The sequence below is a fragment of the Enterococcus sp. DIV2384 genome, assembly GCF_050534975.1.
GTDB lineage: Bacteria > Bacillota > Bacilli > Lactobacillales > Enterococcaceae > Enterococcus > Enterococcus faecalis.
Map to the genome: position 1 here is coordinate 2,117,397 of NZ_CP172905.1, position 13,263 is coordinate 2,130,659.

Annotated in this window: 14 protein-coding genes; all 14 read right to left on the reverse strand. The window is 38.2% G+C overall.

Going from position 1 to position 13,263, the window contains the following annotated elements; genetic code table 11:
* Nucleotides 1-11: 11 nt before the first annotated feature.
* The 14 genes from atpA to IGK54_RS10180 all read right to left on the reverse strand — a co-directional run bounded on the left by atpA (nt 12) and on the right by IGK54_RS10180 (nt 13,208).
* Nucleotides 12-1,568, reverse strand: a complete 1,557-nt coding sequence (atpA, locus tag IGK54_RS10115) for a F0F1 ATP synthase subunit alpha (protein WP_002356555.1) — start codon at nt 1,566-1,568, stop codon at nt 12-14.
* A gap of 28 nt (nt 1,569-1,596) precedes the next feature.
* Complete coding sequence (atpH, locus tag IGK54_RS10120) at nt 1,597-2,139, reverse strand: ATP synthase F1 subunit delta (RefSeq protein WP_002356554.1); 543 nt, start codon at nt 2,137-2,139, stop codon at nt 1,597-1,599.
* Nucleotides 2,126-2,656, reverse strand: coding sequence for a F0F1 ATP synthase subunit B (atpF, locus tag IGK54_RS10125; protein WP_002365031.1), 531 nt, complete (start codon nt 2,654-2,656; stop codon nt 2,126-2,128). The genes atpH and atpF overlap by 14 nt, the downstream gene beginning before the upstream one ends.
* A gap of 137 nt (nt 2,657-2,793) precedes the next feature.
* Entirely contained in the window at nt 2,794-3,015 is a 222-nt protein-coding gene (atpE, locus tag IGK54_RS10130; protein ID WP_002356552.1) for an ATP synthase F0 subunit C, read from the reverse strand.
* 48 nt (nt 3,016-3,063) lie between these two features.
* Nucleotides 3,064-3,783: a F0F1 ATP synthase subunit A gene (gene atpB / locus IGK54_RS10135; RefSeq protein ID WP_002356551.1), complete on the reverse strand. Its 720-nt coding sequence runs from the start codon at nt 3,781-3,783 to the stop codon at nt 3,064-3,066.
* 302 nt (nt 3,784-4,085) lie between these two features.
* Nucleotides 4,086-4,550 carry an SsrA-binding protein SmpB gene (smpB, locus tag IGK54_RS10140; protein ID WP_002356550.1) on the reverse strand — a complete coding sequence of 155 codons (465 nt, stop codon included), beginning with the start codon at nt 4,548-4,550 and terminating at the stop codon, nt 4,086-4,088.
* Nucleotides 4,551-4,562: 12 nt separating this feature from the next.
* Nucleotides 4,563-6,932 carry a ribonuclease R gene (rnr, locus tag IGK54_RS10145; RefSeq protein WP_430602955.1) on the reverse strand — a complete coding sequence of 790 codons (2,370 nt, stop codon included), beginning with the start codon at nt 6,930-6,932 and terminating at the stop codon, nt 4,563-4,565.
* Nucleotides 6,932-7,705, reverse strand: a complete 774-nt coding sequence (locus IGK54_RS10150; RefSeq protein ID WP_002384145.1) for an alpha/beta hydrolase — start codon at nt 7,703-7,705, stop codon at nt 6,932-6,934. Before IGK54_RS10150 ends, rnr begins: the two co-directional genes overlap by 1 nt.
* 145 nt (nt 7,706-7,850) lie before the next feature.
* Complete coding sequence (gene secG / locus IGK54_RS10155) at nt 7,851-8,087, reverse strand: preprotein translocase subunit SecG (protein ID WP_002356546.1); 237 nt, start codon at nt 8,085-8,087, stop codon at nt 7,851-7,853.
* A gap of 167 nt (nt 8,088-8,254) precedes the next feature.
* Complete coding sequence (locus IGK54_RS10160) at nt 8,255-8,530, reverse strand: GNAT family N-acetyltransferase (RefSeq protein WP_002356545.1); 276 nt, start codon at nt 8,528-8,530, stop codon at nt 8,255-8,257.
* A complete protein-coding gene (locus IGK54_RS10165; protein ID WP_002356543.1) occupies nt 8,520-8,804 on the reverse strand; it encodes a (4Fe-4S)-binding protein in 285 nt (94 codons plus the stop codon). Before IGK54_RS10165 ends, IGK54_RS10160 begins: the two co-directional genes overlap by 11 nt.
* 91 nt (nt 8,805-8,895) lie before the next feature.
* Nucleotides 8,896-10,725: a heavy metal translocating P-type ATPase gene (locus tag IGK54_RS10170; RefSeq protein WP_185938124.1), complete on the reverse strand. Its 1,830-nt coding sequence runs from the start codon at nt 10,723-10,725 to the stop codon at nt 8,896-8,898.
* Between the two features lie 168 nt (nt 10,726-10,893).
* Nucleotides 10,894-11,721, reverse strand: coding sequence for an ammonia-dependent NAD(+) synthetase (gene nadE / locus IGK54_RS10175; RefSeq protein ID WP_002356540.1), 828 nt, complete (start codon nt 11,719-11,721; stop codon nt 10,894-10,896).
* Between the two features lie 2 nt (nt 11,722-11,723).
* On the reverse strand, nt 11,724-13,208 hold the full coding sequence (locus IGK54_RS10180) for a nicotinate phosphoribosyltransferase (RefSeq protein ID WP_002356538.1): 1,485 nt from the start codon (nt 13,206-13,208) through the stop codon (nt 11,724-11,726).
* Between the last annotated feature and the right edge of the window lie 55 nt (nt 13,209-13,263).

Here is a 13,263-nt window from a genome sequence, read left to right on the forward strand (position 1 = left end):
GCTCACCTCTCTTATGCGTTATCGATTTTTTCTAAAGCTTCTTTGGCTGAATCTCCGCTATTGTTTGCCGCTGCAAACATTTCAGAAAACTCTGTAATCGCTGCATCTAATGCATCAGTATCTGGTAAGTCTTTCGTAGTACGAATGGTTTCCAATAAGTCTGCATGTTTGCCATCAAAATAATCGAATAAATCTTGTTCAAAGTGTAAAATTTTATCTACGCTCACGCTATCTAAAAAGCCGTGTGTTAACGCATATAAAATTAAGACTTGTTTTTCTACAGGCAGTGGCGCATGTAGTTTTTGTTTTAAAATTTCTACCGTACGACGACCACGGTTTAATTTAGCTTGTGTTGCCGCATCTAAATCAGAGCCAAATTGTGTAAAGGCTTCTAACTCACGGTAACTAGCTAAGTCTAAACGAAGCGTTCCGGCAACTTTTTTCATTGCTTTGATTTGCGCTGATCCTCCGACACGAGAAACAGATAACCCAGCATCAACGGCTGGACGAGTGCCTGCATAGAACAAGTCGCTTTCTAAGAAAATTTGTCCATCAGTGATTGAAATAACGTTTGTTGGAATATAAGCAGAAATATCGCCTGCTTGTGTTTCAACGAATGGTAAGGCTGTCATTGAACCGCCACCTAATTCATCACTTAATTTAGCTGCACGTTCTAATAAACGTGAGTGTAAATAGAAGACATCCCCTGGATAAGCTTCACGACCTGGTGGACGGCGTAATAGTAGAGAAAGTTCACGATAAGCCACGGCTTGTTTTGATAAGTCATCAAAAATAATTAAGACATGTTTGCCGTTATACATGAATTCTTCACCCATTGCAGTTCCTGCATATGGTGCAATGTAAAGTAATGGTGCTGGTTGTGAAGCCCCTGCAGTCACAACGATTGTATAATCTAAGGCACCAAATTTACGAAGTGTTTCTACTTGGTTACGAACAGTAGATTCTTTTTGACCAATCGCTACATAAATACAAATTACATCTTGTCCTTTTTGGTTAATAATTGTATCAATTGCAATCGATGTTTTCCCTGTTTTACGGTCTCCAATAACTAATTCCCGTTGTCCACGACCAATTGGTACTAGGGCATCAATGGCTTTTAAGCCAGTTTGCATTGGTTCAGCAACAGATTGACGTTGCATAACACCTGGAGCTGTTGCTTCCACAGGACGTGTTTTGTCTGTTTTAATTTCGCCTAAACCATCTAATGGTTGACCTAATGGATTAACGACACGGCCAATCAAAGCTTCCCCAACGGGTACTTCCATGATTTTGCCTGTGCGTTGTACTTTATCTCCTTCACGAATGGTTTCAAAATCGCCAAGGATAATAATCCCTACATCATTTGTTTCTAAGTTTTGTGCCATTCCGTATGAACCGTTTGAAAACTCAACAAGTTCTCCACTCATGGCATTTTCTAAACCGTGGGCGCGGGCAATTCCGTCACCGACGTAAGTGACTGTTCCAACTTCTTCAACAGCAAGCTGTTGTTGATAGTTTTCGATTTGTTCTTTAATCAAGGCACTGATTTCTTCTGCTTTGATAGCCATTCAATTCACCTCTTTGTAGTCCTAAAGATTATTTTAATAACTTCTGCTGCATATGTTCTAATTGTTTGCGGATGCTGCCATCGATTACTTGATGGTTTGCTTCAATAACCACTCCGCCAACAATTGACGGGTCAATTAAATTGACTAAATGCGCTTGTTCATACCCTAATAATTGGGCAGCTTTTTCTTCCATTGCTTGATGTTGTTCTTTTGATAAAGGAATGGCTGTTGTCACTGAACCCAAAATTAGTCCTTGGTGCTCATCATAACGTCGTTCATATTCATCAATCATCAAGAGCAGATCATACATGCGACGATATTCGTAAACCACTCGCAAAAAGTTTTGCATCATTTCACTAAAACCTGTTACTAGTTTTTCCATGATGCTGTCTTTTTCATAAGGTTCTAAGCGATCATCACTTAAAATATCGCCAATACCAGGTACTTGGTGATAGACTTCGCGAAGCGTCAATAATTCTTGATAAATTGCTTCAGCTTGGTTCTTTTCAACTGCCAACTCAAACAAAGCCTTGCCGTAGCGTTTACCAACTGTATATTTATCTAGTTTCATTTGCTTTACCTAAACTTTCAATATAAGAATCAATCAATGCTTCATGTGCATCTGGTGTTAATTCTTTATTTAAAATTTTGGCTGCAATTTGAAGAGAAAGATCTGCCACTTCATTTTTTACTGAAGACAATGCTTCTTCACGTTCTTGAGAAATATCTGTCCGAGCTTTTTCGCGTAAGCGAGTAACTTCCGCAGTTGTTTCTTTTAATGTTTTTTGGCGAGTCTGTTCTCCACTTTCTTTCGCGTTTTTAATAATTTCAGCTGCTTCTGATCTGGAAGAAAGTAATTGTTGTTGACGTTCTTTTTCCATTTTCGCTGCTGCTACGCGAGATTGTTCTGCAGAGTCTAAATCGTTGGCAATTTTTTCTTCACGTTGTGTCAAAATATCTACGATTGCTCCCCATGCATATTTCTTTAATAAGAGCATCAAGATTAAAAATGCACCACTGACAACAATCATCGTGCCTAGTGTGGTACTAGGAGCCGTTTCACCGACTACCAATGTAGTAAGTAGCATGAAGTCTCAACTTCCTTTCCTGCAAAAATCGATTTAGCTTCTTCAACTGCTTTAACACCAGCTATTGAAAAGGCTAAAGATAGAAGAAAGCAGTGACGGTCCCGATAATAATCAGCGTCCTGCCTCCATTTTATTGCTTATCTGAATAAAAGTAATAAAGAAACAACGACACCTAAAATTGGCACAGCTTCGATTAAAGCGACCCCGATAAACATTGTTGTTCTTAATTGACCAGACATTTCTGGTTGACGAGTCATTGACTCGATTGTTTTTGAAATAACTTGTCCGTTACCGATAGCGGCTCCGATAGCTGAACCGAAAATTGCAATTGCTGCTGCGATAAAATTTAATCCTTCCATTGTGTAAAATCCTCCTAAAAGATAATTTTTGTCCTTCGTATTTCTTGATTATTCTTCTGTTTCAATTTTGTGTGACATATAAACCATTGAAAGTGTCACAAAGATAAACGCTTGGATACATCCAATAAAGATTGAGAATGCTACCCAAATCATTTCTAGCGGAATTGCTAGTGGGATAACCCATAATCCGACGCTTGCTACGGTTCCAGCAATCAAGCCCAATAGAACTTCGCCGGCAAAAATGTTTCCGTACAAACGCAAGCCTAATGTTAATAGATTCGTGAATTCTTCCATTAATTTTACCGGTAGTAAGAAACCAACGGGTCTTAAATAACTATTAACTAGATAGCCTTTAAAACCAAAGCGTTTCATACCAAAGAAGTGTGTTAAGACAATCATCATCATCGCTAACGTTAAGGTTACGATTGGATCGGCGGTTGGACTTTTCCAAACGCTGAGATCGTCGCCCACAACGATTTTTGTAACGAGACCCAAGATGTTTGAAACAAGTACAAACATGAAAAGGGTAAACGCCATTAAATGAAAATTGCTCACTTCTTTACGAGGTAAATTGTCTGTAATGATTCCACGAATAAAATCCACTAACCATTCGATGACCGTTTGTTTGCCTTTAGGTCGTAGCTTCATATTTCTCGTACAAGCATAGACAAAGGCGAAAACAATGATACACGTCAACAGCACCATCAAAACAATGGTTCCATCAAACCAAATTGGTCCGATATTGAAGAGTAATTTCTTCTCTTCCAAATCAATTCACCTCTTTTCCAACAATCTTTCAGAAGTTTCATCCTACTCCTGAGTGATAATCCCTGGCAAAGCTATCGTACCACCACTTGTTGATAATTTACAAATAGTTTACTTTTAAAATTTCATGTGTTGAAAATTGGTTGGAAAACCTTTTCCATAAACCAATCTAATGCAGGGTGGTACTGCTTTCCGAAGCGATTAAAAAATGAATCATTTACATTCATTTACTCAACACTTACCAGATTTTACACCTAATCCGAAGAAAGGCAAGCAAATATGCGAAAAAGAATAAATTTACATTTTTAACGTCGGTTATTTTTTAATGTTCGGCTGATTTGTCGGTCAACTTCCTTACGTTTCAAGTCTTCACGCTTGTCGTACTGCTTTTTCCCTTTAGCTAAACCAATCAAAACTTTGGCATAGCCATCTTTAATATAGACCTTCAAAGGTACTAATGTGATACCTGTATTTTTGGTTTCGCCGATTAACTTATTAATTTGTTTTTTGTGTAATAATAATTTTCTGGTACGTAATGGGTCATGATTAAAAATATTGCCCTGTTCATATGGACTAATATGAACATTATACAAAAAGGCTTCTCCGTTTCGAATTCGTGCAAAACCATCTTTTAAATTGATACGACCATTTCGAATAGATTTGATTTCTGTTCCTTGTAAAACAAGCCCAGCTTCAACCGTATCGATAATTGAATAATCATGTCTAGCTTTGCGGTTTTGTGCGATTAATTTTCCTTCCCCTTTTGGCATAAGCGACCTCCTCTACTTCTTCTTTTTCCCTTTTTTATTTTTTTGTTTCATTGCTTCTTTATAAAAAGGTTGTTTTTTGCCTTTGCCTTTTTTCTTATTTTTCTTTTTCTTACCATCAAATGATTCATCTTTTTTATTTCTTCGTTGATTATTTGAACGAGTTGAAGAATTGGCTTTACCTTTTTTACGTCCTTTTGGTCCTTCGACTGGCGCGACTTCCTCAGCTGAAATCAATTCAAAATCAACTTCTCTTGTTTCTGGATCAGCTTTTTCAACACGGATTTGAACTTTCTGACCAATTTTCAAAGTCATTCCCGTCCGTTCACCAACTAACGCCATATGATTTTCAATAAAGTGGAAATAATCTTGTTTTAAGTTGTTCACGTGAATTAAGCCTTCTATTGTATTAGGCAGTTCCACAAAGATACCAAATTTTGTGACTGAGCTGATGATCCCGTCATACGTTTCTCCCACTTTATCTACCATAAATTCGGCTTTCTTCATGGCGTCCACTTCACGCTCTGCATCAACTGCGCGACGTTCCATACTTGAACTATGATTGGCAATTTCTGGTAATGCTTCGTTCCATTTTTCTTGATTTTTTTCAGATTGATCTTGGCTATAGCTACGAATCAAACGATGCACAATTAAATCTGGATAACGACGTATTGGTGAAGTGAAATGCGTATAATATTCAGCAGCCAACCCATAGTGTCCGTAGTTGTCTTCTGAGTATTTCGCTTGTTGCATACTTCTTAGCAACATCGTATTGATAACCACTTCTTCCGGCTTATTTTCAACTTGCTCTAAAACTTTTTGTAAATCTTTCGGTGAAATGTTTTCTTTTGTTCCTTTAACAAGAATGCCAAGTACTGCAGCGAAATCAAAGAAACGTTGCATTTTTTCTTCTTTTGGTTGTTCATGAATCCGATAAATAAATGGCAGTTTTAAGTCATGATAATGACGCGCCACAGTTTCATTCGCTGCCAACATAAAGGATTCAATTAATCGTTCACCCACACCACGCGTGCGTAAAAGAATATCTTGGGGATGACCATTTTCATCAACTAGGACTTTGGCTTCACGATCTTCAAAAGAAATCGCACCACGGCGCATACGCATCTCTTCTAATATATGGTGCAGTTCGCCCATCTCTTTAAACATGGAAACTAGCTCTTTGTAGCGTTCTAACGTTTCAGGTTTTTGCTCTTCTAAAATTTCATTGACTGCTGTATAGGTCATTCGCTCCGTTGTTTGGATTACACTTTGGAAAATTTCATGCGAAATAACTTCTCCTTCTGGTGTAATTTCCATCTCACAACTCATGGTTAAACGTGGAACATGTGGGTTTAGCGAACAAATCCCATTTGATAATCGCTGCGGAATCATTGGCACAACTCGGTCTGTCAAATAGACACTTGTGCCGCGTTCATACGCTTCCATATCCAATTGACTTCCTTCAGTTACATAATAAGAAACATCTGCAATATGCACCCCTAAAAAGAAATTGCCATTTGCTAGCTTTTGTACCGTTACTGCATCATCTAAATCTTTCGCATCTTCTCCATCAATCGTCACAATCAACTGATCACGTAAATCTCGACGACCGACTAAATCTCTTTCTGCAATAGTTTCTGGTACTTGGTCCGCTTCAGCCAAAACTTCATCAGGAAATGCTGTGGGAATTCCATGAGCCACCACGATTGATAAAATATCCATTCCTGGATCATTTTTATGACCAATCACTTGTTTGACTAGTCCTTCCATACTTGTTGGATATTCTTGATCTGGATAATAGGTAATTTCAGCAATGACAATGCTACCATCTACTGGCTTAATCCCTTCAGGTGCAATTGATACAGTATACTGATTCAATTTCTTATCTTTGGGAATCATGTAGCCATACAGTCCCATTTCTGCCATTTCTTCTTCACTATATGCCACAAATTCTCCGACAACTTGGCTCACTGCTCGCTCTTTAATTTCTTTGACTTTACCTTCTGCGCCGCGATCTGAAAAAGGATCCGCATGTTGGATCACGTCAATTAAAACCGTATCTCCATCCATTGCAAAGTTCGTTGCCTCTTTCGGAATATAAACATCTGGTTCTTCAGGATCGATGGTTACAAAACCAAAGCCTCGTTCATTTGCACGAAACGTTCCTTCTATTAATAAGTCTTTCATTGGTAACAGGACTTTGCCTTTTTTATTGAAACTAACTGACTTTTCTCGTTCCATTTGTGCAATGGTTTGCACTAAAATTTTAAAATCTGAACTTTTTTCTAAATTCAAGCCTTGTGCAATTTCTTCCATTGAAAAGCTTTTCTTTTTTTGGCTTTCCATGAAATGTAAAATTTGCTCTTTAATTGTTTGTTTTGTCATTATTTCTCCTCATTCCAAGGTAGTGTTGCTAAAAATTGCACCACATCTTGCTCTAATTGTTTGTGTTCTCCACTCACCGTAATGACATGTCCGCTGTTTGGGTACCATTGTAAGGTCACACGTGCTTGTGTTAGCGCTTGGGCCGTTTGATAGACGCCCATTGGCTCAATCATTTCATCTTTGCCAGCTTGCGCTAAGAAAAGAGGTGCGTGGATTTTGTTTAGTTTGTCAGCCGTCTGACTAGCAATCGTTTCAATCGCTCCTAATTGTTGTTTGACTCGTTGCTCAATCGATTGCAACCGGCTTTGTTGTTCCTCTGCAGGAACTTCTGCGATTTTCATCACATTTTCTGCGTATAATACGAAATTTTCTGGGACTTTATTTTCGACAGGGTAGATAGGTGAACAGAAAAATCCACCACCAATTAATCCTGTTAATTGTTCCGTTAATGCATGCATACTGAAAATCCCGCCCATTGATAAACCAAAAATGGCAATTTCTTGGTAGCCTCTTTCTCTCAAAAAAGCGACTGCTTCTTGTGTATCTTGCCACCATTGTTCCGTTGTTTGATCTAAAATATCTTCAGGAACTAGCGTGCCATGTCCTGAAAAATTAGGCGAATAGACAGTATAATTTTCTTTTTCTAAACGTCTGCTTAACATCCGTACATCATTACTGCTGCCAGAATAAGCGTGTAATAAAAGGACCGCCCGTTTTCCTTTTTCTGAAAATAACGGCTTCGGTAAATTGATTTTTTTTGCCACTTCGCTCACCTCAGCTTCATTCTATCATATTCTCAAAAGAAAACCTTCCGAAATGATAAGTTTCAAAGACTTTTTCAGAAAGAAAAAGAACAGAAAAATAAGTGTCCGCACTCATCTCTCTGTTCTAAACTTGTCATTTTAAAAGATTACGTACTTATTTTGAAGATAAGAACGCCAAAACAAATAATAAAATCATCCAAATTGCGCCAAGAACTGCTGTTGAGCGTTGCATAACAGCTTCAAAACCGCGCGCTTTTTGCTTCCCAAATAATTTATCTGCACCGCCAGTGAAGGCACTTGCTGCACTGTTTTGTTTGCTTGGTTGCATCATAACAGTAATGACGATTAAAACAGATAAAATGATGACCAACGTTAAGATTAGATTATACATGCGTTAATTCTCCTTTTTATACAAATATGCGAAATTCATCTACTTTAATGTAGCATATTTTATCTGTAAACACCAGTGAAATTTAATGTCTTTCCTTATTTGTCTCTAATAGCAACAGCCGCAAGTAGGAATCAGATTCCTACTTGCGGCTGTTGCTAGTTTCTTCTTTATTTTCTCAATACGTCTCCGTATTCAGGTTTAGTATCAAATTCTTTTTTGGCAAATGGACATAGCGGAATAATTTTTTTATGCTCTTTTCTCGCTTTTTCAACACCTGCTAAAACAAGTTTTTCAGCTAATTTTTGTCCACGATAAGTTGGATCAACAAACGTATGATCAATAATCATCATGCTTTCGCCAGCATCTGACCAAGTCATTTCACCAATTTCTTGGTTTTCATCGTTATATAGAGCAAAACGATTGTTTTCTTCTTTAATTTGCATATTCGTTCCCTGCTTTCCGAATATATTTTAGAGCACCACTTGGACATGAATCTACCACAATCATGTCATTTTCAACACTTCCGTTATCTGGAATAATCCATGGTTTCCGACCAACTTCAAAGACTTCTGGATTTCCGCGAACACAATTACCAATATGTTCACAAATATCTTTATTATAAAAGATATCAATTCCTTCCCCAGTATATTTACGGTAGCCTTCTTTTAATAGTTGTTCTTCCGTGACTGGTTGCCCATCTATTTGGTTTCCTTTCATTGCACAATCTCTCCCCTGTAACTTATTAATATTAAAAACGTACCTTTATTTTACCACTAAGCTGGACATTCAGGCAATTAATTGTTCCACCTTACTTGCCAATTCGACGAGCACGCAAAGCAGATAAGATTGACACAGTGTCCACGACTTCTTGTAGCATAGCCCCGATTAGCGCCGGAATGATCCCGGTACTAGCAATTAGCATTAGTAAAACGCAGATAAAAATTCCGATTAACACAGATTGTTTGGCAATTTTCATGGTATCTTGGGCAATTTCGACCGCTTGGCTGACTTTACTTAAGTCATCTTTTAAAATAACAACGTCAGCAGTTTCACTAGCCGCAGTAGCTCCATGAGCGCCCATAGCAATACCTACGTCTGCAGCAGCAAGCGAAGGTGCATCATTTACACCATCTCCTACCATGATGACTGGATGATTTTCTCTAGGCAATTCTTTTAAAATGGTTAACTTATCTTGTGGTAAACATTCCCCATGTACTTCGGTAATTCCTACTTCTGCAGCAATCGTTTCTGCGACGGATTCTTGATCCCCCGTCAGCATTAAAATTCGTTGAAGATGTAATTGGTGTAATTTTTCCATAGTCTCTTTTGCTTCTGGTCGTACTGTGTCTGTAAAAGTAATTCGGCCTAAATATGTGCCATTACGTGAAATATGAATGGTCGTTTTATCAATTTTTTCAGTTGTTTGAGACTCTTGTGTCACAAAATTCTTTTTACCTACCCGTATCTCAGCACCATCCACAAATGCCTTCACGCCAGCACCAGAAACTTCCGCTAGATCTGTAATATTTTTTAATGGGACATCTTGCTTTCTGGCATAAGCAACAATTGATCTAGCTAAAATGTGACTTGATTCTTGTTCCACGCTTGCTGCCAATCCCACTAATTCAGCAGCAGTTATTTCAGCATTGATTGGTTGGACTTGATCAACAGAAAGTTGTCCTTGCGTAATCGTGCCTGTTTTATCAAACGCAATCGTTTTTGCAGAAGCTAATTTTTCGACCATCGTTCCCGATTTAATAACGACCCCATGACGACTTGAACGACCCATCCCTGCCACTAAAGCAATTGGGGCAGATAGAATTAAAGGACACGGCGAAGCAACAACTAAGACTTCCGCAAAACGCGTCGGACTTTTTGAAACAAACCAAGCAACACCTGCAATTAGGTAGGCAACTAGTGTAAAAGGTACCGCATAGCGGTCTGCTAAACGTACAAAATGAGCTGGACGTGCCGCAGATTCTTTCACTAAGTTCACAATTGTTTGATATTGACTGTCGGCTACAGTTTTTTCAGCAACCATTTTCAAAGAGCCATCACCATTCACGGAACCCGACATTAATTCATCCCCAGGATTTTTTTCAATTGGTTTTGATTCTCCTGTTAATGAAGATTCATCGACTGTTGATGTCCCGGTTTTTACCAAGCCATCAACTGGAACTAGTTCCCCTGGTTTTACTACTAATTCATCGCCAACATTGATTTCCTCAACAGAAACATCTTCTAAATTTTCGCCATTCAAGCGATGAGCTTTTTGTGGCGAGTTATCCAATAATGACTTCAGCTCTTGGTTAGCTTTTCCAGCGGCATAGTCTTCTAATGAATCACCACCAGTCAACATAATTAAAATCATCAAACTGGCCCAGTATTCTCCCACAGCTAAGGTTGCAACGATAGCGGTAATCGCTAAAATATCGACACCATATTTTCCTTCACGTAAGGTTTGAATCATTTCCCAGAACATCATTAACGCCATTACAGAACCTGTTATTAAAATAATGCCATACGCCCAATTCGGCTGATGTAAAATAAATTCAAATAATAATGCCAAAACTCCTGTTATAATTGTAATCCCCAATTTTGTTACATGCTTCATCTCTTTTTCTCTCCCATCATTCACTTTACATTATTGAGCGTACCTTTTCTGTTTTGAAAAAGAAAGTGAAAACGCCTAAATGAAAACGACTTTCATTATCATAGGATAGTTGCTGTAGCAACGTTTACTTTCTGAAAAGTAGTTATGTAAAAAAAACACAGACCATCGTTCATTCGCCGATGGTCTGTGTTTTTATTTCCAAAAATCATCAAAAATTGTAATGGGTAAATGCCGTTTGTGTTGTCCTTTTTTATACCAGTTTTCAATTGTTTGTTGATCTGTTTCCGAGACTTTTTTGCCTTCCAAATAGTCATCAATGGCATCATACGTGACACCTAAGGCAACTTCATCTGCAACTAACGGTTTGTCATCTTCTAGATCAGCTGTTGGTATTTTTAGATACAAGGCTTCTGGTGCCCCAAGTTCTTTCAGCAAAGCTTTTCCTTGGCGCTTATTTAAACGAAATAACGGTAAAATATCCGCTCCGCCATCGCCATATTTGGTGAAGAAAGCTGTGACATTTTCGGCTGCGTGGTCTGTGCCAATTACTGCGCCAGCATTTTCGCCAGCTACTGCATATTGTGTAATCATACGTTGACGTGCTTTCATGTTCCCTTTATTAAAATCGCTAATTTGAACGCCAGCGTTTTCTAGCGAACCAACCATTGCATCCACTGCTGGTTTAATATCCACTCGTAAAGAAACATCTGGCTGGATAAAGGCTAGCGCGGCTTGTGCATCAGCTTCATCTGCTTGCTCACCGTATGGAAGGCGAATCGCAATAAATTGATACGACATATCTCCTGTTTCTTCGCGCATTTCAGTCATCGCTAATTGTGCTAAGCGCCCAGCTAATGTTGAATCTTGTCCGCCACTAATTCCCAAGACAAAGGTTTTTAAAAAAGGATGTTTAGTTAAATAAGCTTTCAGAAAATCAATACTTTTACGAACTTCTTCTTTTGGATCAATTGTCGGTAAAACACCTAACTCTTGAATGATTTTTTCTTGAAGTGTTGTCATTTCTAGGCCTCCTTATTCACCGTTTCCGTTAAATGTTTAACGTCTTTACGCACTTTTTCCAATAAATTCATTTTGTGGTTCCAACAATCTGTTGAAAGGTCCACTGGATATTTCTGCGGATTCAAGTCCCGCTTGTATTCTTCCCAAAGTGAATCTAAATTTTCTTTTGCATATTGTTTAATTTCATCTAAAGTTGGTAATTCATACACACGTTTTCCTTCAACGAAAATATCTTGGAGTACTGGCCGTGCTTCAAAATCACGGACATACTTATTAATAAAGGTATGAACGGGATGGAACATATAAATTTCTTCTTCTTGGCGAGGATCTTCGTTCCAAAGTGTCACATAGTCCCCTTCTGACTTTTTATCAGATTTACGTGTAATGCGCCAGACTTGTTTTTTTCCTGGTGTTGTCACTTTTTCAGCATTGCTAGATAGTTTAATGGTATCTTTCATTTGACCATCTTCACCTTCAATTGAAACTAATTTAAACACCGCTCCTAAAGCCGGTTGATCATAGGCGGTAATCAGCTTGGTACCCACGCCCCATACATCAATTTTTGATTTTTGCATTTTTAGATTCAAAATCGTATTTTCATCTAAATCGTTCGATGCATAAATTTTTGCTTCAGTAAAGCCTGCTTCGTCCAGTTGTTCACGAACTCGTTTAGAAATATAAGCCATATCGCCACTATCAATCCGCACGCCTAGGAAATTAATTTTATCACCCATTTCTCGAGCTACTCGAATTGCGCTTGGCACTCCCGCTTTCAAAGTATCATACGTATCAACAAGGAAAACGCAATCCCGATGTGTTTTGGCATACGCCATGAATGCCTCATAATCATTTCCATACGACTGAACCAATGAATGGGCATGAGTCCCACTAACCGGAATACCAAAAATTTTACCAGCACGAACATTACTTGTCGCGTCCGCCCCACCAATATAGGCGGCTCTTGTGCCCCAAATGGCAGCATCTAATTCTTGTGCCCGGCGTGTTCCAAATTCCAATAAAGGATCATCGCCTATCACGGATTTAATTCGAGCCGCTTTTGTCGCAATTAATGTTTGGAAATTCACCATATTTAGCAAGGCAGTTTCTACCAATTGACATTGTGCCAAAGGACCTTCAATTTGAATTAACGGTTCGTTATTAAAAACCAAATCCCCTTCTAAAGCAGAGCGTACAGTACATTTAAATTCAAAATTTGCTAAATACGTCAAGAAATCTTCTGGATATTCTTCAACTTCTCGGAGATATGCAATATCAGATTCTGTGAACGTTAAATTTTCGAGATAATTGACTAAACGTTCTAAACCTGCAAAAATTGCGTAGCCATGATTAAAGGGCATCTCTCTAAAGTAACATTCAAAAACAGCATGTAAATCTGCTCTCCCTAATTCCCAGTATGTTTGCATCATATTGATTTGATACATATCTGTATGCAATGTCAAACTATCATCTGCATATGTATAGTCCATCGTTTTCTACCTCTATTCTTTGTATTAAAAACTTGTTTATATTATAACAAAAAAA